20 protein-coding genes, 2 tRNA genes and 4 pseudogenes are annotated in these 20,568 nt (G+C 64.8%); 3 read left to right on the top strand and 23 right to left on the bottom strand.

Features of this window, described 5'->3' with window-relative positions:
• Positions 1-54 precede the first annotated feature (54 nt).
• The 8 genes and pseudogenes from CUR85_RS00885 to CUR85_RS00850 all read right to left on the bottom strand — a co-directional run bounded on the left by CUR85_RS00885 (position 55) and on the right by CUR85_RS00850 (position 6,344).
• Positions 55-1,326 (bottom strand): DUF3618 domain-containing protein, encoded by a 1,272-nt coding sequence (locus tag CUR85_RS00885; protein ID WP_067266356.1) that lies wholly within the window; start codon positions 1,324-1,326, stop codon positions 55-57.
• Positions 1,316-1,714 carry a phage holin family protein gene (locus CUR85_RS00880; RefSeq protein ID WP_067266354.1) on the bottom strand — a complete coding sequence of 133 codons (399 nt, stop codon included), beginning with the start codon at positions 1,712-1,714 and terminating at the stop codon, positions 1,316-1,318. Before CUR85_RS00880 ends, CUR85_RS00885 begins: the two co-directional genes overlap by 11 nt.
• Complete coding sequence (locus tag CUR85_RS00875; protein ID WP_067266352.1) at positions 1,711-2,328, bottom strand: hypothetical protein; 618 nt, start codon at positions 2,326-2,328, stop codon at positions 1,711-1,713. Before CUR85_RS00875 ends, CUR85_RS00880 begins: the two co-directional genes overlap by 4 nt.
• Positions 2,329-2,611: 283 nt before the next feature.
• Positions 2,612-3,366 (bottom strand): annotated as a pseudogene (locus CUR85_RS00870) (lytic murein transglycosylase).
• A gap of 141 nt (positions 3,367-3,507) precedes the next feature.
• On the bottom strand, positions 3,508-3,738 hold the full coding sequence (locus CUR85_RS00865; protein ID WP_067266347.1) for a hypothetical protein: 231 nt from the start codon (positions 3,736-3,738) through the stop codon (positions 3,508-3,510).
• A gap of 82 nt (positions 3,739-3,820) precedes the next feature.
• Positions 3,821-4,411, bottom strand: a complete 591-nt coding sequence (locus CUR85_RS00860) for an exopolysaccharide biosynthesis protein (protein WP_067266344.1) — start codon at positions 4,409-4,411, stop codon at positions 3,821-3,823.
• A gap of 138 nt (positions 4,412-4,549) precedes the next feature.
• Positions 4,550-5,956, bottom strand: coding sequence for a type I glutamate--ammonia ligase (gene glnA / locus CUR85_RS00855; protein ID WP_067266342.1), 1,407 nt, complete (start codon positions 5,954-5,956; stop codon positions 4,550-4,552).
• 49 nt (positions 5,957-6,005) lie between these two features.
• Positions 6,006-6,344, bottom strand: coding sequence for a P-II family nitrogen regulator (locus CUR85_RS00850; protein WP_067266338.1), 339 nt, complete (start codon positions 6,342-6,344; stop codon positions 6,006-6,008).
• 211 nt (positions 6,345-6,555) lie between these two features.
• Here CUR85_RS00850 and CUR85_RS00845 point away from each other — a divergent pair, with 211 nt between their 5' ends.
• Positions 6,556-7,410, top strand: coding sequence for an NAD(P)H-hydrate dehydratase (locus tag CUR85_RS00845; RefSeq protein WP_067266335.1), 855 nt, complete (start codon positions 6,556-6,558; stop codon positions 7,408-7,410).
• Here CUR85_RS00845 and CUR85_RS00840 read toward each other — a convergent pair.
• Complete coding sequence (locus tag CUR85_RS00840) at positions 7,407-7,841, bottom strand: Hint domain-containing protein (RefSeq protein WP_280321067.1); 435 nt, start codon at positions 7,839-7,841, stop codon at positions 7,407-7,409. The genes CUR85_RS00845 and CUR85_RS00840 overlap by 4 nt on opposite strands.
• A gap of 221 nt (positions 7,842-8,062) precedes the next feature.
• Here CUR85_RS00840 and CUR85_RS00835 point away from each other — a divergent pair.
• Positions 8,063-8,146: transfer RNA gene (locus tag CUR85_RS00835), tRNA-Leu, on the top strand.
• Positions 8,147-8,195: 49 nt separating this feature from the next.
• On the opposite strand, the gene CUR85_RS00830 is transcribed toward CUR85_RS00835, so the two are convergent.
• The 7 genes and pseudogenes from CUR85_RS00830 to CUR85_RS00800 form a co-directional block, all read right to left on the bottom strand.
• A complete protein-coding gene (locus tag CUR85_RS00830) occupies positions 8,196-9,125 on the bottom strand; it encodes an AEC family transporter (protein ID WP_067266328.1) in 930 nt (309 codons plus the stop codon).
• Between the two features lie 62 nt (positions 9,126-9,187).
• A complete protein-coding gene (locus CUR85_RS00825; protein WP_067266327.1) occupies positions 9,188-9,997 on the bottom strand; it encodes an MBL fold metallo-hydrolase in 810 nt (269 codons plus the stop codon).
• Positions 9,997-10,803: a TatD family hydrolase gene (locus CUR85_RS00820; protein ID WP_067266324.1), complete on the bottom strand. Its 807-nt coding sequence runs from the start codon at positions 10,801-10,803 to the stop codon at positions 9,997-9,999. Before CUR85_RS00820 ends, CUR85_RS00825 begins: the two co-directional genes overlap by 1 nt.
• A gap of 13 nt (positions 10,804-10,816) precedes the next feature.
• Positions 10,817-11,928: pseudogene (locus CUR85_RS00815) on the bottom strand (DNA polymerase III subunit delta').
• A gap of 52 nt (positions 11,929-11,980) precedes the next feature.
• Positions 11,981-12,624, bottom strand: a pseudogene (gene tmk, locus CUR85_RS00810) (dTMP kinase).
• Entirely contained in the window at positions 12,621-13,811 is a 1,191-nt protein-coding gene (locus CUR85_RS00805) for a D-alanyl-D-alanine carboxypeptidase family protein (RefSeq protein WP_067266316.1), read from the bottom strand. Before CUR85_RS00805 ends, tmk begins: the two are co-directional and overlap by 4 nt.
• 22 nt (positions 13,812-13,833) lie before the next feature.
• Positions 13,834-14,805, bottom strand: a complete 972-nt coding sequence (locus tag CUR85_RS00800) for an SPOR domain-containing protein (RefSeq protein ID WP_280321061.1) — start codon at positions 14,803-14,805, stop codon at positions 13,834-13,836.
• 169 nt (positions 14,806-14,974) lie between these two features.
• Here CUR85_RS00800 and CUR85_RS00795 point away from each other — a divergent pair.
• Positions 14,975-15,064: transfer RNA gene (locus CUR85_RS00795), tRNA-Ser, on the top strand.
• Between the two features lie 21 nt (positions 15,065-15,085).
• Here CUR85_RS00795 and CUR85_RS00790 read toward each other — a convergent pair.
• From CUR85_RS00790 to CUR85_RS00760, 7 genes and pseudogenes are all read right to left on the bottom strand, one after another.
• Positions 15,086-15,805, bottom strand: coding sequence for an ABC transporter permease (locus CUR85_RS00790; protein ID WP_067266315.1), 720 nt, complete (start codon positions 15,803-15,805; stop codon positions 15,086-15,088).
• 32 nt (positions 15,806-15,837) lie between these two features.
• Complete coding sequence (locus tag CUR85_RS00785) at positions 15,838-16,575, bottom strand: ABC transporter ATP-binding protein (RefSeq protein WP_067266313.1); 738 nt, start codon at positions 16,573-16,575, stop codon at positions 15,838-15,840.
• Positions 16,572-17,255 carry a TenA family protein gene (locus CUR85_RS00780; protein WP_067266311.1) on the bottom strand — a complete coding sequence of 228 codons (684 nt, stop codon included), beginning with the start codon at positions 17,253-17,255 and terminating at the stop codon, positions 16,572-16,574. The genes CUR85_RS00785 and CUR85_RS00780 overlap by 4 nt, the downstream gene beginning before the upstream one ends.
• Entirely contained in the window at positions 17,252-18,133 is an 882-nt protein-coding gene (locus CUR85_RS00775) for an ABC transporter substrate-binding protein (RefSeq protein ID WP_247738222.1), read from the bottom strand. The genes CUR85_RS00780 and CUR85_RS00775 overlap by 4 nt, the downstream gene beginning before the upstream one ends.
• Positions 18,134-18,235: 102 nt before the next feature.
• A pseudogene (locus CUR85_RS20500) lies at positions 18,236-19,197 on the bottom strand (ThiF family adenylyltransferase).
• Complete coding sequence (locus CUR85_RS00765) at positions 19,194-19,790, bottom strand: thiamine phosphate synthase (protein WP_136720375.1); 597 nt, start codon at positions 19,788-19,790, stop codon at positions 19,194-19,196. Before CUR85_RS00765 ends, CUR85_RS20500 begins: the two are co-directional and overlap by 4 nt.
• On the bottom strand, positions 19,787-20,548 hold the full coding sequence (locus CUR85_RS00760) for a thiazole synthase (protein ID WP_067260906.1): 762 nt from the start codon (positions 20,546-20,548) through the stop codon (positions 19,787-19,789). The genes CUR85_RS00765 and CUR85_RS00760 overlap by 4 nt, the downstream gene beginning before the upstream one ends.
• Between the last annotated feature and the right edge of the window lie 20 nt (positions 20,549-20,568).

Raw genomic sequence — 20,568 nt, 5'->3', positions numbered from 1 at the left:
TTTCGTATCGTAAAATATGCCCGCCCCCGAGGTCGGGAGCGGGCGTGGCTTGGCTTAGCTCTTCACGTCGCCGAGCTTTTGCTTGTCGGCTTCGCTTTTAGCCGCGTCCGCGACGCGCTGACCGCTTTCCTTTGCCTTTTTCACGGCGGCATCGGCGGCGGTCTCTTCGTCGGCAGCGGCATCGGCATTGTCTTTGGTCTCTTTCAAGACCTTGCCTGCCTCATCCGTCGCGGCCTTGGCGACCTTGCCCAGCTTGTCACGCTCTTCCGCGTAGATACGCTCGGCCTCGTTAAAGAGCGCATCGCTGTGCTCGCCCATATAGGCGTCTTCGGTGCGGCTGCGGGGCAGGGCGGCGCCGATTGCGGCACCCACTGCGAGGGCCAGCGCACCGGCGACCATCGGATGCTCTTCGAACATGTCCGAGGCACGCTCACCGCCCTGACGGGCATAGCGACCGCCGGCGTTCCACGCATCCACGGCGCGGGCACGGGCCATCACGATACGCTCACGCGCTTCGGCGGTCATGTTTTCGGTGCCTTCTGACAGACGGTCCCGCAGGGCATGGGCGCGCTCATTGGCGGCATTGGCGCTGTCGCGTACGCTGTGGGCCGCGCCGCTGGCGGTGCTGCGGATGCTGTCCACGGCGGAACGCGTGCCATAGGACGCGCGGTCACGGGCATAGCGGGCGCCGCTGGCGACCGAGGAACCGGCGGAGCGGGCACGCCCGGCAGCCGAGCTTGCAGCGCCCTTGACGCTGCCAGCGGCAGAGCCTGCGGCACCGGAGACACCGCTCGCGGCGGAGCCTGCGGCCCCTTTCACGCTGCCTGCGGCAGAGCGGGCACGATCGCCGAAGCCGCGGCCATCATCGTCGTCGTGATGCACGTCACGGGCCCATGCGGGCACATCATCGGCAGCGCCGCGTTCGGAGCCATAGCTGGTGGCATAGGCGCTTGCGGGGGCAGAGGAACGACGCGCGCCGCGCACGGCGGGGCGGTTTTCGGTGTTTGTCACCGGTACCGGCACGGGATGTGCGCGGTCGCGGTCCAAACCTTCGTAGCCGCGGCGGTCACGGCTGTTGCCGCTGCCGAACATCATCCACGCAAGGCCCGCTCCTGTCAGCGCCAATGCGACCGGGTTGCGCTTGGCCGCGTCAGAGATGGAGCGACCCCAGTCGCCGCCATGCTCGCGGAACTGGTCAGAGAACTGACGCGCAATGCCTTCGACCGAAAAGCGGTCTTGCAGATCGTCCAGCGTATCGGCCAGACCGGCACGCTCCCGCTCGATTTCGCGTTCAATTTCTTCGGGGTTTCTGGAGTCATTTGTCATCGTAGACCTCCTTCATGGTCTCTGCGTCACGCTTGACGTTTTTGGCGGTGCGGCTCGGTGCAAGGCTGCTGAGCTTCAGATCATTGGTGCCTTTCTGGATCATCACATAGGCGACGATGGCCAGAAGAACGCCCACGATCACGGCGGACCAACCGGCGGCGATGCCAGCTTCGGTCAGGGCGGCCACGAGGGCGGCGCTCAACACGTTCAGGGCGGTGAGGGCCACAACCACGGCGCCGACGATCAGGCCAATGGCCACGCCCGCATGTTTCAGGTTCTCATTCACTTCGGCGCGGGCCAGATCGACCTCTTTGCGCATCAGCGAACTGACGTGGGAGAGTGCTTCGGTCAGCAGGCTCCCGGCGGATTTATTGCTTTCGGTGGTCATACTTTATCTCCTGTAACGACGTTGGGCGCGGCAGGCTGAGTTGTCGGCTGAGCGGCGGTGCGGCCGGGCACGGTGCTGGCAGCACCGGTGGGCGGCGTGCCGGTCATCGGACGGTCGATGCGGTCGTCGTCGTCATATTCGACGCCGGTGCCGCCGTAGCCGCCCTGAGGCCGATCGCTGGAGGCTTTGGCGAAACGGGTCGCCACGAAGCCCAGAAGGGCCGCGCCACCGAGGAAGACCAGCGGGTTGCGCTTGGCGAAACCGTTCAGGTCGCCCATCATCTCGCCCAGATCCTTGTCGCGCATGGTGTCAGAGACATCGGCGAGACCATCGGCCAACTGGCTAAAGCTACGCTCCTGCGGAGAGCCGCTGCGCAATTCATCTGCCGCGGTGCGCAGGGCAGAGGCCACGCCTTTGACCTCGTCAGCGGCGGTGTCGCGCGCTTGGTAGGCATAGTTGGTCGCTTCGGCGGACACGGTGTCGGCGACGTCGCGGGCCTGCGCCTTGGCGGATTCAGCGGCGTTGCTCGCGGCAGCGGCGGCTTTGTCTTTTGCAGCGGTCGCCTGCTCTTTGGCGGCGGCGCTTTGGGTCTGTGTGGTGTTGTTGTCGGGCATGGTGACCTCCTTTAAAATACGAGATTCAGGATCGCGAGAACGACCACGATCAGGCCGATGAGGTAGAAAATTCCGTGCATGGGTCCCTCCATTCGTCTGCAGCAATTATCTTATCTACAGTCCAACGACTGACGCCGCGGGGGTTCCCCCGGGGGGCAAAAGATTGCAAGGAACCCTTTGGCAGGCCGAAATTAAATGGGCTGCGGGGGGCGCTGCGCGCCAAATGCAAACGGCGCGCCCCGGGTGGGGACGCGCCGCCGCTTAACTTAGGATAAATGGGCTGTTAGCCGTCGATGCGGCTGGCCATGATGGCGATGGCCTTTTGGTACACGCCCGCCGCGTTCCAAGCTTGGATCACGCGGAAGTTCGGCTGCCCCTCTTGATAGCCCGCCCCGGCTGCCAGCCTTTCTGCCGCAGGAAATTGGCGGTGGAGGCCAGTGCGTCGACCTGATTGTAGAAATCGACCCGACCGTCGCCATTGCCGTCAACCCCATAGCGCAGCGCGTTGCCGGGCAGGAATTGCGTGTGGCCCAACTCACCATGTTTCGCGCCTTGGGTGTTAGAGGTGATGGCCCCGCGGTCGACCAGTTTCAGCGCGCCAATGGCATGGGGCACGAAAAAGTCGGAGCGGCGGCAATCATAGGCCAGCGTGGTGATGGCCGAGACGACAGCGCTATTGCCCATGAAACCGCCAAAGCCCGTCTCCATCCCGTGGATCGCCAGCAAGACCCCCGCAGGCACGCCATAGCGCTGCTCAAGCGCGCTATAGAGCCCGGCGTTGCGCGCTTTGCGTTTACGGCCTTGGGCCACGATCGTATCCGCGCCGCGCACCTGCATGAACTTGGACAGGGAGTATTTGAAGGATTTCTGGTTCCGGTCGGCGGCGATGGTGCCATTGGCGTAGCGCGCGCTTGCCAATGCGTCCAAGCCGCGCTGGCCGACGCCTGCGGCGCGGGCCTCTTGGGCGAAAGCGCCTTTCCATGCCTCAAAGCCATTGGCCGTATTGCCGCATTGCGCGGCCAAAGTCGGCGCGGCCATGAAGGTGCAGATGGCCGCGGTGGTGGTGAAAAGTGTTCTGAACATGAGATTGACCCTCTGCGTCTGTGTGCCGAGCAAAGGTTAGCCCATATGGGCAACGGTTCAACTCACTTGGCGACCGAAAGGGAAAATCTTTGGCCCTCAGCGGGGCAGTAGGGCGCGGATGTATTCAAGGGCGGTGCCGGCCCAGAGATTGACCTGCGGCGCGCTGTCTTGGGCGAAGCTTGCTCCACCAAAGAGCAGGCCGATGGTCACCAGAAAGACCAGCCCTTTGCGGCTGCGCTTGGCGCGGCGCTGCCTGCCGCGCGCCTGTTTTGCGCGCTGTTCAATGCGGTGCAGCCGCTCGTTAAAGGTCGTCGTAGAAATCGCCATCTATCCGCTTCCTTAGCCGGGTCTTGGTAAAGAGTGCTTAAGCGCTGTGGCTCTTTTAAGGCGATGGTGGGGCGCGGGGCGGTCAGCCGCCCAGAAAATAGGAGGCACCTGCAAAAGCCGCGATCCCGGCGCCGATAAAGCCCAGCAGCATGAGCAGCCCGTCGCGATAAAGCAGCGCCAGCCCGAAGATGGAAATCACGATCATCGGCGCGGAGGTGGCGAAGGGCACCACCTCAAGCGGGGGGACGGAAAAGCACAGGCAAAGGATGACGACACAGGCGACCTTTTGACCGGTGGCGCCTGCAATGCGCGACAGCCGGGCCTGTAGCTTATCGTCGATCCATTGCGAGACGGGCCGCAGCCATTCGACGGATTTCAGCACCTTGTCGGTATCCAATGTGCGCTTGCGCAGCCAGTTCGGGGCCCAGAAATGCTCATACCCCAGTAGCATCCGCAGGGCGAGCAGCCCCACCAGAAGGGCCAGCGCAGTGGGAAAGCCGGGGATGCCGCCGAGGGGGGTAAGCTCCATCAGCGGCAGTACGGCAAGGGCGGGACCATAGCCGCGCTGGTCGAGCGCGTCGATTAATTGGCCAACTTCAACGGTCTCTTTCCCCTCGGATGCGTCTTTCAACTCATCGACAACATCCGTCAGCGCCGTTGAATCATCGGCCATGATGCGCACTCCTTCTTTGCTGCTCTGCCAAGCCAACGCGGCAAGGCAGGCTCTGTTCCGGGGGGTGCCATGCAAAAGGGCGCGGAATGAACCGCGCCCTTTCGACTTTCTCTCGCGCCCCGCGGGGCGGGTGGCTGATCAGCAGCTGTAGTACATGCCGAATTCAACGGGGTGCGGGGTCTGTTCGAATTTCAGAACCTCTTCCGTCTTCAGCGCGATATAGCCTTCGATCTGGTCGCGGGTGAACACGTCACCGGCCAGCAGATAGTCCATGTCGTTGGACAGCTCGTCCAGCGCTTCGCGCAGCGAACCGGCCACTGTCGGGATGTCTGCCAGCTCTTCCGCGGGGAGGTCATAGAGGTTCTTGTCCATCGCCTCGCCCGGGTCGATCTTGTTCTTGATGCCGTCAAGGCCGGCCATCAAGAGGGCCGAGAACGCCAGATAGGGGTTCGCCGCCGGATCGGGGAAACGGGCCTCAACGCGCTTGGCCTTGGGGCTTTCGGTCCACGGGATACGCACGCAGCCCGAACGGTTACGCGCGGAGTAGGCGCGCAGAACCGGCGCTTCGAAACCCGGGATCAGACGCTTGTAGCTGTTGGTCGTCGGGTTGGTGAAGGCATTGAGCGATTTGGCGTGGGCCAGAATGCCGCCGATGAACCACAGTGCCTCTTGGCTGAGATCGGCGTATTTGTCGCCCGCAAACAGCGGCTTGCCGTCTTTCCAGATCGACATGTTCACGTGCATGCCCGAGCCGTTGTCGCCAAAGACCGGCTTCGGCATGAAGGTCGCCGATTTGCCATAGGCGTGGGCCACGTTGTGGATCACGTATTTGTACTTCTGGATTTCATCCGCCTGTTTGGTCAGCTCACCAAAAATCAGACCCAGCTCGTGCTGGCAGGAGGCAACCTCGTGGTGATGCTTGTCGACCTTCATGCCAAGGCGCTTCATGGTCGAGAGCATCTCGGCGCGCAGGTCTTGCGCTTCGTCCACCGGGTTCACCGGGAAGTAGCCGCCTTTGAGGCCCGGGCGGTGGCCCATGTTGCCCATCTCATAGTCGGTGTCGGTGTTCCACGAGCCGTCGGATGCGTCAACTTCGTAAGATACCTTGTTGACTTCGTTCGAGAATTTGACGTTGTCAAAGAGGAAGAACTCAGCCTCGGGGCCAAAGTAGGCGTTGTCGCCAATGCCCGAGGAACGCAGATAGGCTTCGGCCTTTTCCGCGGTGCCACGGGGGTCACGCTCATAGCTTTCGCCGGTGTCGGGCTCAACGATGGAGCAGTGCATGCAGATCGTGGTTTCGGCATAGAAGGGGTCGACATAGGCGGTGCTGACGTCGGGCATCAGCTTCATGTCGGAGGCTTCGATGCTTTTCCAACCTGCGATGGAGGAGCCGTCGAACATGAAGCCTTCTTCGAGGAAGTCTTCGTCGACCAGATCGCTCACGATGGTAACGTGCTGCAAGGCGCCGCGGGTGTCGGTAAAGCGGATGTCGACATATTCGATGCCTTCATCTTTGATTTTGCTCAGGAATTCCTGGGTATCCATCGTGTAGGTCCTTTATGGTCTATTCGTAGTCTGGGCCCGAGGGCCGTTGTCAAAGCGCGTCTGAACCGGATTCACCGGTACGGATGCGAATTGTTTGTTCAACAGGGGAAACGAAGATTTTGCCGTCACCGATTTTCTCCGTCTTGGCGGCGTCGACGATGGCCTCGATAGCGGCATCGACCTGGTCGTCATCCAATACCACTTCGACCTTCACTTTGGGAAGGAAATCTACAACATATTCCGCACCGCGATAGAGCTCGGTGTGGCCTTTCTGGCGGCCGAAGCCTTTCACTTCAATCACACTCAGACCTTGAACGCCCACGTCTTGAAGGGCTTCTTTGACTTCGTCGAGTTTGAACGGCTTGATGATGGCTTCGATCTTTTTCATGGTAATCCCCTGACAATTCCCGCGCATTTATGCTCTGGTTTCGACAGAGCATCCCGCCCGCGTAACGTCCAGCGCCGGGCAGGGGGTAACATGGCGCGGCGGATGCATTTGCCAAGGGTCGCTGAGAATTTGCGCAACGCGCCTAAAAAATAAGCATTCGTGAATCGGCTCCGGGCTGTACCTTTTGGCGGCAGTTGCTAGATCCCTTCGCATGCGTATTCCCGAGATCACCCGCGAGAGCCTGAACGTCGATTTACTGCGCAAAGAGCCGGGGCATAAATATGACCACGGTCATGCGCTCGTCCTATCTGGCGGGCCGGGCCAGACCGGGGCCGCGCGTATGGCGGCGCGCGGGGCGCTGCGGATCGGGGCAGGGGCCGTGACCTTGGGCGTGCCGCCCGTCGCGCAGCTTGAAGCGGCGATGCAACTCACGGCGGTCATGCTGCAACGGATACCGGATGGCGCGGCCCTGTCCGAAACGCTCGAAGACAGCCGGATCAACGCGCTCTGCCTCGGGCCCGCCTTGGGATTGGGCGCGCGCGCAGCGGGGCTTGTCAAAGCAGCCCTCGCCGCGCCGCATGTCGTGTTGGACGCCGATGCGATCACCCTGCTGTCGCAAGAGGCCGACCTGCGCGACGCGCTTCATGAAGGCTGCGTTTTGACCCCGCATATGGGGGAGTTCGCCCGGCTGGCCCCAGATCTGGCCGAGGCAACGAAAGCCGAGGAGGAGGGGGCCAAGGCGCAGGCCGCGCGCGAGGCTGCCGCGCGGTTCGGCTGCGTGATCTTATTGAAAGGGCCGGAAACGATCATCGCCACGCCCGGTGGAGAGGTCCGGCGGCATAGCGCGATCCAAGACCGGGCAACTCCTTGGCTGGCCACCGCTGGGGCGGGTGATGTCTTGGCGGGGCTTATCACCGGGCTGCTCGCGCGGGAGATCGCCCCGGTCGAAGCAGCCTCCACCGCGGCGTGGATACATGCCGAGGCAGCGCTGCTGCATGGGCCGGGGCTGATCGCCGAGGACCTGCCCGATCTGATGCCGCAAGTGCTGCGGGACTTGGGGGTTTAGGCCGCGTGCAACACCGCGCCGCGGGCGCGGGCGGCATCGGCGGTGCCAAGCTCCAGCCCATCGGCGTAGATCACATGCGGGCCGTCGCAAAATATCTGGATCAGGGTCGTCTCTTCCTCCCCCAAATCGGTGATGAATTCATCGTCGACCAAGGCCCGCGCCGCGACCAAGGCGCGTTCGGAATTGAAAAGCGCCCGCGCGCGCCAATCCCGCACCAGCACCATCTGATCCCCGGCGAGGGCGACGTCGCGCTCGGGCCGCGTGTGGCCCAGCGATCCCGCCGCCAGCGCGATGCGCCGCACGCTGCGGGTCGTGCGTTGAATATGAAGGATTTTTGCAAAGCCACTGTCACGCGTAATGACCCGATCCCCGACCGAGAGATACTCAACCGGGATTTCACCATCCAGCGTCAAAATAAGGGCGCCCTGCACAAGACCGGTGTCCAGCGCAGCGAATGGGGAAAACTGCCCCCCATGGCGATCTTTGCCGCCTACGCACCCGACCGTATTCGGTTTCATGGGCGTCTCTTTCTATTGTACCTGCCTCAGGTATCACCAACCATATGCAAACATCCGGTTAATGTCTTGTGCTTTTTTGCTCTCGCATCTGCCGCGCGGGTTTGCTAATCAGCGCGGGCACCGGTTGGTGCAGTGCGGGTGTGGCGGAATTGGTAGACGCACCAGATTTAGGTTCTGGCGCCTTTGGCGTGGGGGTTCGAGTCCCTTCACCCGCACCACTTTCCCCGGTAAATCACAGAGATCGCGGGCTTTTCGCGCACGGCCCGCTCAGCCCAGCACCGTGAGCCACAGCCATACCGTCAGGATCGAGCTGCCCGTCGCGATCAGCACGGAGCTGGCCGCCACACGGCGCGCGCGGCCGTACATATTGGCGAAAATATAGGCGTTGAACCCCGGTGCCATCGCCGCCGTCAGCACGCCGGACCGGAAACCGGCCTGCGGCAGCGACAGCATGGTGCCAAAGCTCCAGACCAGCGCGGGATGCACCAAAAGGGCAATGGCGCAGACCATGAGGATCGCCTTCATGTCGCCTTCGGGCTTGTATTGCAGCAGCACGCCGCCAAGCGCGAAGAGCGCGGCAGGCAGGGCGGCGCGGACAATGAGCGACAGCGCGTCATCCACCACACCGGGGATCGGCAGACCGCTGAGGTTGACGGCAAAGCCGCCGAGGATCGCCAGAACCAGCGCGTTGCGAAACATCGCCCGGCTGACATTGCGCAGCAGCGACAGGCCCGATTGCCCGCGGTTGCGCACGAATTCCATCACCGTGATGCCCAAACCGTAGCAAAAGGGCGCGTGGAACGACAGGATCGCATAGTTCCCGGCCAGCGCCTCGGGCCCGTAAGCGCGTTCGGTGATCGGCAGGCCCAGCAGGATCGAATTCGAGAACAGGCAGCAAAATCCGATCGCCACGCTGTCTTCCCAGTCGCGGCGGAACAAGAGCCGCGCGCCAAGGATGCCAAGCGCAAAACACAGCGCCGCGCCTCCGTAGAAACTGCCCAGAAGGCGCGGGTCATAGCTGCTCGACAGATCAATGCGGGCGATGGCTTGGAACAGCAGACAGGGGATCGCGAAGTTCTGGGTGAATTTCATCACCCCGTCGATGCCCGAGACGGGGAAGAGCCCACGCCAGACCGCAACATAACCAAAGCCGATGACCAGAAAGACCGGCAGGATGACGTCTAAAAGAGTTTGCACTTGATAGGGGCCTTATGGGGGTGCGGCGGGGCGCCGACCCTCAGGCCCGCGCCCGGCGCTGCCTAGTCTGAATGGGGAAGGGGGAAATGAAGGGTCAGCCCGTCATAGGCCGGTTGAATGTAATCCGGCGTCTCTGCGGCGACGGTGTGGTAATCAAGGTCGTTGTGCATATTGGTCAGGACCGCCGTTTCGGGCGCCACGCGGTCGATCCAGCTAAGGGTCTGCGCCAGATGGCTATGGGTCGGATGCGGCTCCCGGCGCAGGGCGTCGACGATCCAGCAGCGCAGGTTGTCCATCATCGGCCAGCACGCCTCAGGGATGGCCGAGACATCGGGCAGATAGACGATATCATCAAAGCGAAAACCGAGCGCGTCGATATTGCCATGGGTGACGGTGAAGGGGTTGAATTTCAGCGTGCCACCCGGGCCGTCGATGCTGACCTCGCCGGTGATCTCATGCATGTCGAGGATGGGCGGGTAGCTCGACCATTCCGGCTGCACGAAGGCATAGCCGAACCGTTCGATCAGCGCGTCCCGGGTGGGCGCATCGGCCCAGACCGGCAGCCGCGCGCGCATGTTCATCACCACCATGCGCAAATCGTCCAGTCCGTGAACGTGATCCGCGTGGGAATGGGTATAGATCACCGCATCGAGCCGCCCGATGCCTGCGTCCAACAGCTGGCTGCGCATGTCGGGGGAGGTGTCGATCAAGACGGTGGTCGTGCCTGCCTCCGTCACCCGCTCCACAAGGATCGAGCAGCGGCGGCGGGTGTTCTTGGGCTCATTCGGGTCGCAAGCGCCCCAGTGGCCGCCGATCCGCGGAACCCCGCCGGAGGAGCCGCAGCCCAATATGGTCACCCGCAGGTCGGTCATCAGCGCGCAGGCTCCCAAGCGGCGGCTTTCGCGAAGAGACGCTCAAAATTCTCCTGCGTGCGGGCCGCGAAATCGGCGTAGTCGAGGCCAAAGGTCTCTGCCGCGCGGCGGGCGGTATGGGCGGTAAAGGCAGGCTCATTCGGTTTGCCGCGATGCGGCGGCGGGGCGAGATAGGGCGCGTCGGTTTCCACCAGAATACGGTCGAGCGGGGCGGCGGCGAAAATATCGCGCAGCGCCTGCGATTTGGGGAAGGCGGTGATGCCGGACATCGACAGGTAGAACCCCAGATCGAGCGCGGCACGGGCCAGTTCAGCGGAGGAGGAGAAGCAATGCATGACGCAGCTATAAGCGCCATTCGCATGTTCTTCGCGCAGGATGCGGGCCATGTCGTCATCCGCATCGCGGGCATGGATGATCAGCGGTAAGCCACTTTCCCGCGCCGCGGCGATATGGATGCGCAGGGAGGTCTTTTGCACCTTGGCGCTCTCTGCGGTGTAGTGGTAGTCGAGGCCCGTCTCACCGATGCCGACCATCTTGGGGTGCTGGGTCAGGGCGAGAAGTTCGTCGACCGAAGCCATCGGCTCTTCCGCGGCAGACATCGGGTGGGTGCCTGCGGCGTAGAACACCGGCTCATGCGCCTCGGCGATGGCCCGCACGCTCGGCTCATTCTTTAGCCGGGTGCAGATGGTGACCATGCGCGTGACGCCAGCCTCCGCCGCGCGGGCGATGACGCGGGGCAGGTCTTCTTGCAGGCTCTCGAAATCGAGGTGGCAGTGGCTGTCGGTGATCTGGGGCGTGTCGGTCATGCTGTCCTTTCGGCTATCTTGGCGCCGTCTGGCCTATCTGCCGCAGGGTATCTAGGACCAGCGCGGCAGGGTCAAGGTTCACCGCCAGCCCGTGACGGGCGCGGTCGGATATCTGCTGCGCCGCGTCGGCCCATGCGCGCCCCTGTGCGGGGCTGGGCGAAAGGCGTTGCAGCACGGCAATCTCATCGGCGCAGGCGGGCTGCGCGGGCGGCGCACCGGTGGCCCCGGTGCGGGCCAGACGCACCAGCAGCAGGTCCAGCAGAGTAAAGAGCAGGTCGAGTTTCGCCTCCCCCCGCGCTGTGCTGCGGCTTCGGCCAGTTTGATGGCGCGGCCCCGGTCAAGTTGCGGCAGCGAAGAGAGCAGCCCGACGAGATCGGCATAGGTTTTCACCCCGCCCATCAGCGACAGGCGCAGCGCCCCGCCGACCGACCCGCCGGAAAGCTCGGCCAGCGCGGCGGGATCGTCCTCGACTTCCACACCCGAGCCGTCCAGCGCCTCGGCCATCTGAGCCGCGTCGAGCGTGCCGAGGCGTAGGGTGCGGCAGCGCGAGCGGATGGTGGGCAAAAGGCTGGAGGGCTGGTGGCTGAGCAGCAGCAGAACGGCGCGCTCCGGCGGTTCCTCCAGCATCTTCAGCAGCGCGTTGGCGGCGTTGGGGTTCATCTCATCCGCGTCGTCGATGATGACCACGCGGCGGCCCCCATCGGTGGCGGACATCTGGAAGAAACCGTTCAGCGCGCGGATGTCATCGACGACGATCTGCTTGCGCATCTTCTTGGTGTCGGGGTTCAGCGTGCGGGTGACGGACTTCAGCCCCGCCTCGGCCCCGGCGGCGACGCGGCGGGCGACCGGGTGGTCGGGGTCGATCTCAAGCGTCTCGGCCGGGGGCAGGTCGAACATCCCGCCATCGGGGTCGGGGGTCGCCAGAAGAAACCGCGCGATGCGCCATGCCAGCGTCGCCTTGCCCACACCGCGCGGGCCGGTCAGCATCCATGCGTGATGCAATTTTCCGCTGTTGAAAGCGTCGAGAAAGGCAGCCTCGGCGGCGCTTTGGCCGATCAGTTTCGGCGTGTCGCGCGGGTGGCGGGCACCTTCCACACGGTCTGGCTGGGGGGCGTCGTCTGTCATGGCCTCGGTCTAGCATGTTTCGCCGCAGAGGGAAGCGGGCAGGGCGCGTGGATCAGCCCAAACGCGCGGTCACGCAGGCGGTCACCTCTTGAGCCACGCTGTCGATGTCGCGGCCCCCGTCGATCACATGGAAGCGGTCGCTGAACTCCTCGGCAAGGCTCAGAAAACCGGCGCGCATCTTGGCTTGGAGTTCCACGCCGAAATCCTCGAACCGCTCCTCTGCCGTCTGGCGCGAGAGGGCGCGTTCAAGGCCATGGGCCGGATCCATGTCGATCAAGAGGGTCAGGTCAGGCTCCACCCCGATCATCAGCGCGTGCAGGTCATCGACCATCTGCCGCAGATCGCCGCGCGACAGCCCCTGATACATCCGCGTGCTATCGGCAAATCGGTCGCAGATTACGACCTTCCCGGCGTCGAGCGCGGGGCGAATGGTGCGTTCAAGATGATCGCGGCGGGCGGCGGTGAAGAGCAGGATTTCCGTCTGCGCCGACCAGCGGTCGGGATCACCCTGCAAGACAAGCGCACGAATTTCCTCGGCCCCGGGCTGCCGCCCGGTTCGCGGGTCAGCACCACGTCATGGCCCTGTGCCGTCAGATGATCCGCCAGAAGTCGCGCTTGGGTGGATTTGCCAGAGCCATCAATGCCTTCGAAAGTGACGAAGAGGCCCGGCGCGCGGGCCTTCTCTGCGCTGGTCACGAAGTTTCCGCTTCCACGGTGGGGGCCGCCTGCGGGCCTGCGTTGAGGCGGTTCATCAGATGCAGGGCGGCGGCGGTCATCTTGACCATGAACCCGCCCGGCGCGATGGAGGTTGAGGCCACCAGCGGCACGCGCATCGCGGGCAAATCGCCCCGGTCGACCACCAGTTCGCCCAATTCGTCCCCCTTGCTGATCGGCGCTTGGAACGGGCCGGTGTAGATCACCTCGGCCTCGATCTCATCCCCGCCGGTGACAGGCACCAGCATCGACAGATCGTCTTTCAGCTCAAGCCCGACCGATTGGGTCGTGCCAAGGGCCACGGGGGCTTCGGCAATGCGGGTGCCCGCTTCGCCCAGATCACGCTGCGTGAACTGGCGGAAGGCCCAGTTGACCACCGATTCAGCCTCCTGCGCGCGGGCGGCGGCGCTGTCGAGGCCGGAAAGCACAAAGATCACCCGGCGGTCGCCCTGTTTGGCCGAACCGACAAGCCCATAGCCCGCTTCATTGGTGTGCCCGGTTTTCAGGCCATCCGCGCCGATGCCCAGACCCAAAAGCGGGTTGCGGTTGGTCTTGTTCTGCGGCGCGCGGCCATCAAAGGCGAACTCCCGTTCGGCGAAAAGCGGGTAGAACTGCGGGAAATCGGTGATGATCCGGTTGGCCAGCAGCCCCAGATCGCGCACCGACATCAGATGCCCCGCCTGCGGCCAGCCATTGGAATTGGCGAAGGTGGAATTGGTCATCCCCATCTGCTGCGCGCGCTGTGTCATCAGCCGGGCAAAGCCGTATTCGGTGCCATCGGGGCTCAGCGCTTCGGCAATCACGGCGCTGGCGTCATTGCCCGACAGCACGATGATGCCGCGGATCAGGTCTTCGACCGAGACACGGTCGGTGGTGTCGAGGAACATGGTCGAGCCGCCATAGGACATGGCGTGCTCCGAGACGGGCAGTTTCTCAACCAAATCGAGCCCGCCGTTCTGCTTGCCACGCTCCACGGCCTCGAAGGCCATGTAGAGCGTCATCAGCTTGGACATGGAGGCGGGCGGCAGCGGCTCATCCGCGTTCTTGGCCAGCAGCACGGTGCCGGTGGTCTGGTCCAACACATAGGCGGCGGTGGCGCGGGTATCGAAAGCGGCGGCGGGCTGGAGCGTCAGCACCAGTGCCACGGCGGCGGCAAAAAGGCGGATCATAGGAAGCATTTCCTCCGGTTTGTCAGTTCGACACGGCGTAGGCGTCGGTAAAGCCCTCGGCCTTGACCTTCTTGAGAAGGGTATCGAGTTCGGATTTGCTGGTGGCGGGGCCGATCACCACGCGCCAGAAGGGTTTGTTATTGATCGCGCTTTGCTTGACGGTGGGCACCATGCCCGCGCCGCGCATCTGTTTGGCGGTGCGGGTGGCATTGGCCTCCACGCTGAAAATGCCCAGTTGCACGTAGGGTTTGGACAGTTTCGCACCAGCCGCCGGGCGCGCCGGTTTCGGGGCCGCGGGGGCGGGCGGTTTGGCCGCCGGTTTGGCGGTGGCAGTGGCAGCGGTGCTGGCCGTCGGCGCAGGGGCCAGCGCCGTGGCGGTAACAGGGGCGGGGCTGGCAAGAGTGGCTGCAGCGTCACCGCTATTCTCGGCCTCAAAGCTCTCTTCCGGGGCGGCGCTTTCCTCGCGGCGCAGGGCGGTCACGTTCAGCGGCGTCGGGGCGCCCGCCAGAATGCCAAGCGCGGCGGCGGCATCCGAAGAGATTTGCAGTTTGGGTCCGGGCAACTCCCGCTCGCGCCTGAACAGGGCACCGATGACGAATTTGCCGTTCGCCTCATTGCGCACGATCACGCGTTCAGGTTCGGTGACGTCCGGATGCGCCACCCAGACCCCGCCGAGCGAGGGGCGCCCGTCCCAAAGACCCTCATCCGTGGCTGAGAAAACCTCGGGCGCTTCGACATCACGCTCCACCAATTTGGTCGAGGTGCTGCGCGGCGCGCTGGCACCTTCGTTTGCACCGAAGGGGAGTTTGAAATCGCCACCCTCGCAACCGGCCAGCAAACCAACTGCCAGAATGCCCACGCCCAAGCCCGCCGCGCGGCTTTTCTTGATGCGCAACGGTTGATTGTCCCTGCTCATGCCCTTGATGTCCTTGCCTGCTGTCGTCGCGCGCCGCGACCCATGTCCCGCGAGAATGTCGCGCCGTTGGATCGGCACGCCCTGCGCCCCTCTGAAAGGGGCTTTGGCGCAGAGTAACCCGACCGGGCGGCGCTTGAAAAGACCGCGCAGGGCAGATCGGCGAATTTCCCCAAAGGGGTGCGGGGGGCTGGCCGCGAAAATGTGCGTTTGCCGAATCGATCCCGGCGCTCTAGGAGGAGCGTACTGCGGAGGAGTGGCAGAGTGGTCGAATGCACCGGTCTTGAAAACCGGCGTGCGTGAGAGCGTACCGTGGGTTCGAATCCCACCTCCTCCGCCAGCACACCCACCGCCCAGCCCCTCACATATAAAACCGCCGTGCCGTCCAGCGGGCGAGCGCTTCGACCGCGGACCAGAGCAGCAGCGACAGCGCCGCGAGCACGATCAGGGCCGCGAACATGAGCGCGGTTTGGCCGCGGCCATTGGCCATCAGCATCAGATGCCCCAGCCCGCGGGAGGAGCCGACCCATTCGCCGATCAGTACCGCGAGGGGGCCATAGACCACCGCCAGACGCAGGCCCGAGATCAGGCCGGGCACGGCGTGGGGCAGGCGCAGCAGCAGTGTTTCGCGCCAGCGGTTGGCGCCGGAAAGATGCGCCAGATCGCGCAGGCCCGGGGGCAGCGCCATTAGCCGGTCGAAGAGGGCCGAGGCGATGGGAAAATAGGTGACCAGCGCGATGGTCACGATCTTGGAGGGCATCCCGTAGCCAAGCCAAAGGGTGATGACCGGGGCGAGGGCGAAGACAGGCACGGCCTGAGCCACCACCAGCATCGGGCGCAGCAGCCAGCGCGCGCGGCGCGAGAGCGTCAGCAACAGCGCCGTTTCGATGCCGAGGAAAATGCCCAAACTCAAGCCCAGCGCAAGATTGCCCGCCGACCACAGCGCATTCTGCCAGAGCAGCGCGGCATTCCCGCCCAGCGCTTGCAAGACAAGCCAAGGCCCCGGCAGGATGAAACGCGGCACGCCGCTGAGGGTGACGACAAGCTGCCAGATCGCGACGGCGAGGGCGAAGCAGACCATGCCACGCCATAATTTATGCAACGTAGATACCATCAGGCGACCTGCGCGGGCGAGGCCAGCCCCATGCGGCGCAGCAGATCGGCTTGAGCGGCGAGGGTCTCGGGGGCGTCGATCCGGCGCGGCGGCGGCGCTTTGGGCAGGGGGCAGGGGGCGACCCCATGGCGGCTCACGATCCAAGCGTGATCGGCGAGCCTTAGGGCCTCAGCCGGGTCATGGGTGATCAGCAGAACGGTTCGCCCGCAAAGCAGCCGCGCCACTAGATCCTGCATTTTAAGGCGGGTCACCACATCGAGGGCCGAGAACGGTTCGTCCAGCAAGACCACGGGGCGGTCTTCGTAAAGCGTGCGGGCAAGGGTGACGCGCTGGCGCTGACCGGCGGAAAGCTGGGCAGGTTTGCGGCGCAGCTCCGCACGAAGCCCGACCTCGGCCAAAAGTGCTGCGGCGCGGTCAGGGTCCGTCCGTTCTCCGCGCAGCCGGGCGGGGATGGTGACATTCTCAACCGCATTCGCCCAAGGCAGCAGTTGATCGTCCTGCGCCATCATCGCAACACGTGGGGCGATGGGACGGTCGTCATCCGTAGCAATACGGCCCTCCAGCCGGGCCACAGTGGGCAGACCCGCAAGCAGACGCAGCAGCGAAGTTTTCCCCACACCCGAGGGGCCGAGCAAGACGTTCCATTGCCCGGCCTTGAGGGTAAGATCAAAATGGTCGATCAAGGGGCCAGCGGCGCCGTGAAGCGCGCCCGATAGATGCACCGTAGGGGCGGTCATGCTGCCGCGGGCGACAGCGCCATGTCCCAAAAGCCGACCTCAAGCGCTGTGGCCGTGTTGAAACGCTCTTGCAAGGTCTTGGTCCGTGGCAGGGTTTGCCAGTTTGCACCCAGACGCCGCTCTAGCCCCCCGTCGATCAGCGCGCCGACATCGCGGCACAATGCTTGATACTCCTCGCCGCCATAGACCGCGCACCAATCGGCATAGGGGCCGTCATTGCCCCGCAGGGCCAACCCGATCTCACCATAGCCCAGAACGCAGGGGGCGAGGGCGGCCATCAGGTCAAGGAAGTCCCCGGAATAGCCCGCCTCCAAAACATAGCGCGTATAGGCGAGGTTGCCGGGAGCCTCTGCCGTGGCCTCAAGCGAGGTGCGGTCGATGCCATGGCCTGCGCAGGTTTCCAAGTGGAGGGGCATCTCCACATGCACGAGCGCATGGACCGTGGCACTCGCGGCGGCCATTTCATCCAGCGTTTCCGCCTTGGCCGCAGCAAGAGCCCAAGCGCGGGCGAAGTGAATCAGGAAAACATAGTCCTGCCGCAGGTAATGCAGATAGCTGGCCTGTGGCAGACTGCCGTCGCCCAGCTGTTCGACAAAGTCATGGCGGGTATAGGCCCGCCATGTCTCTCCGGCACCATCGCGCCAAGCGGCGAAGGCCTTGCCGTAATCGGGCGCCGTCATGGTTTCGCCTGCGCTGTGACGTCGACCACTAGATCGGCGGCGGGGATCACGGCGTCCACCACGCCGCTTTCCTGCATGAAGGTCTCGAACCGGTCATAGCGCCCGTGGTCCACCGCGGCGGGGCGGGTGGCGAAACGGGGCCAAGTGTCTTCCCATGCGCGGGTGTTCAACTCGTTGCGCAGCTCGGCGTCGGAGGCAAAGAAGACCTCTCCGCTGGTGGCCGGATCATTCACGATATCGGCGGCGGCCCGTTCGGTGGCACGCAGGAAGCGGGCGATCATGTCGCGGTCCATCTCTTCGGCATGGGCGACGTAGATCAACTCGTCATAGGCGGGCACGCCCTCGGCTTCGGGGTAAAAGCAACGGCCCTCATGGCCTTCGATTTGCATCTGGTTCAGCTCGAAATTGCGGAACGCGCCGATCACCCCGTCGACTTGGCCCGACATTAGCGCGGGCGAGATCGACCAACCGATGTTGATTTGCTCGACCTCGGCAGGCGCCACGCCATTGTGGCTCAGCATCGCATTCAGCAGCATCTCTTGCACGCCCGCCACGGCGAAACCCACCTTTCGGCCCTTCAGGTCCGCCATCTCCTGCACCGGCCCGTCGGCGCGGACGACGAGGCAGGTGAGAGGGGTTTCGACCAGCGTGCCCACGCGACGCAGGTCCAAGCCCTCGCGCTGGGCGAGATGCAGTTCCGGCTGGTAAGAGACCGCAAGATCGACCCGGCCCGCCGCCACCATGCGCGGCGGCTCATTCGGGTCGGCGGGAGAGACGAGTTCGACCTCTAGCCCCGCATCGGTGAAATAGCCCTTTTCCTGCGCCAGAATGATCGGCCCGTGGTCAGGGTTCACGAACCAGTCGAGCATGACGGTCATCTTGTCTTGGGCCAAGGCGGGGGCCGCGATCAGCGTCAGGGCAAGGGGGCGAGGATGTTTTTCACGAAGGGTCTCCAGTATATCGTTTATGCGGGAAGAGGGTCAGGCGCCCGGGAGGGCGAGCAGGGCGATCTCGCCCGGCCAGCGGGGGCGGAGGGTTTTGGCCGCGTGATGCGCGCGCAGGCCGGTGCGGCAGGCGAGCACGATGCGCGGTGCATCGGCTGGCAACGGCAGGTCCGGCAGCGCCTCGGGCGGGACATGACGCGCTTGGGCTGAGAAAGGCGCGGGCGCTTCGGCGCGCAGGTCGATGACCATATCGCGCGGGGCGATCTGGCTTTCGGCGATGAAACCTGCGGCGCGCGCAGGTTCGGGCGCGCTGTCGAAACGAAAGCCCGACATGCGCCATTGCGCGGCGTCCCAGATCATGAGTTGCCCCAGCGGGGAGGGCGCGAGACCCAGCAGGACCGAGAGCGCCATCTGCGCCTGTGCCGCGCCGATCATCCCGACCACGGGCCCCAAGACGCCCGCCGTGTCACAGGTCGCTGCTGTCTGCGGCAGGTCAGGGAAAACAGCGCGCAGCGAGGGGGCACCCCGCAGAAACCGCCGACATAGCCGGAAAGCCCAAGGGCCGAGGCTGAAATCAGCGGTTTGCCCTGCGCCCGGGCTTCGTCCGACAGGGTCAGGCTGGCGGCGAAAGTGTCGGCGCAGTCGAGGGCGATATCGCAGTCCGCCAGCAGGGCGGGCGCATTGGCGGGGGTGAGCCATTCGGCACGCGGGGCAAGCGTCACCTCGGGGTTCAGCGCCGCCATCGCCTCGGCGGCAGCACGGACCTTGGGCCTGCCGATATCGTCCATCCGGTAGAGCGGTTGGCGGTGCAGATTGCTCAAGGCCACCTGATCGCCGTCCACCAATGTGATCCGCCCGACACCGGCCCCGACGAGATATTGCAGCACGGGCACCGCCAGCGCTCCGGCCCCGACGACCAGCACATGCGCCGCCGTGAGCCGCGCTTGCCCCTCGGCACCGACCTGCGGCAGAACCGTCTGGCGGGCGTAGCGGCTCATGCCGTCACCTCAAGCCATTCGCGCATCCGCGCTTCGGGGTCTGCGTTCAGCGTGATATCCGTGACCGCCGCCACCGTATCGGCCCCGGCGGCAAAGGCCCCCGGCGCGCGGGCGACAGACATGCCGCCAATGGCGCAAAGCGGGATATCCCCGATCCGCGCCTTCCATTCCGTCAGCCGGTCGAGCCCCTGTTCGGTCCATTTCATCTTTTTCAGAATGGTCGGATAGACGGGGCCCAGGGCGATGTAATCAGGGGCGAGGGCCAGCGCGCGGTCAAGCTCGGCATGGTCATGGGTCGACAGGCCCAGCTTCAGCCCGGCGGCGCGGATCGCGGGGATGTCGGCACTGTCCAAATCCTCTTGCCCCAGATGCAGCCAATCGGCCCCCAGTTCAATCGCCAGTTGCCAATGGTCATTCACTACCAGCAGCGCGCCGTGCTGGCGGCAGAGGTCGAGCGCGGTGGTGATCTCGGCGCGCAGCACCTCTTCCGGCGCGTCCTTGATGCGCAGTTGCACCAGCTTCACACCCAAGGGCACGGCCCGCGCGACCCATGCGGCACTATCGAAGACGGGGTAGAAACGCGGCAAGCTCATAGCCAAGCCTTTCCGATGACGGGGGTGGAGGGCACGGCCATGTCGCGCTGGCCCATGGGGCCGGAAGCGGCTGCAAGCGCGCCCGCGCGGCAGGCCAGCGCAAAGGCTTCGGCCATGGCGGCGGGGTCGCGGGCCTCGGCCACGGCGGTGTTCAAAAGCACCGCGTCGAACCCCATCTCCAGCGCTTGCGCGGCATGGCTGGGCAGGCCGAGGCCCGCGTCGATCACCATGGCCACATCGGGAAATGCTGCCCGCAGACTGCGCAGCCCGTGCAGGTTGTTCAGCCCCAGCCCCGAGCCGATCGGCGCACCCCAAGGCATCAGCACCCGGCAGCCTGCATCGACCAGCCGCGCGGCCAGCACCTGATCCTCGGTGGTATAGGGGAAGACCTCGAACCCATCGGCGCAGAGCGCCTCGGCAGCCTCGACCAGCCCGAAGGGGTCAGGTTGCAAGGTGTCGGCATGGCCGATGACCTCCAGCTTGATCCAATTGGTGCCAAAATACTCCCGCGCCATCTGCGCCGTGGTGATCGCCTCGCGCGCCGAATGGCAGCCGGCGGTGTTGGGCAGCAGATGCACGCCCAAGCCGCGCACCATGTCCCAAAACGCCTGTCCCGCGCCTTGCTCGCGGCGCAGCGAAACCGTGGCGACCGGCGCGGCGCTTTGGCGAAAGGCGGCCTCCATCACTGCGGGCGAGGGGTAGCGCGCGGTGCCCAGCATCAGCGGCAGGGGCAGGGCGGTGCCGTAAAAATCGCGCATCGCTCAGCCCCCTGCATGGC

The sequence above is a fragment of the Sulfitobacter faviae genome (assembly GCF_029870955.1).
GTDB classification, from domain to species: domain Bacteria; phylum Pseudomonadota; class Alphaproteobacteria; order Rhodobacterales; family Rhodobacteraceae; genus Sulfitobacter; species Sulfitobacter faviae.
This window is presented reverse-complemented; position numbering and strand designations above follow the sequence as displayed.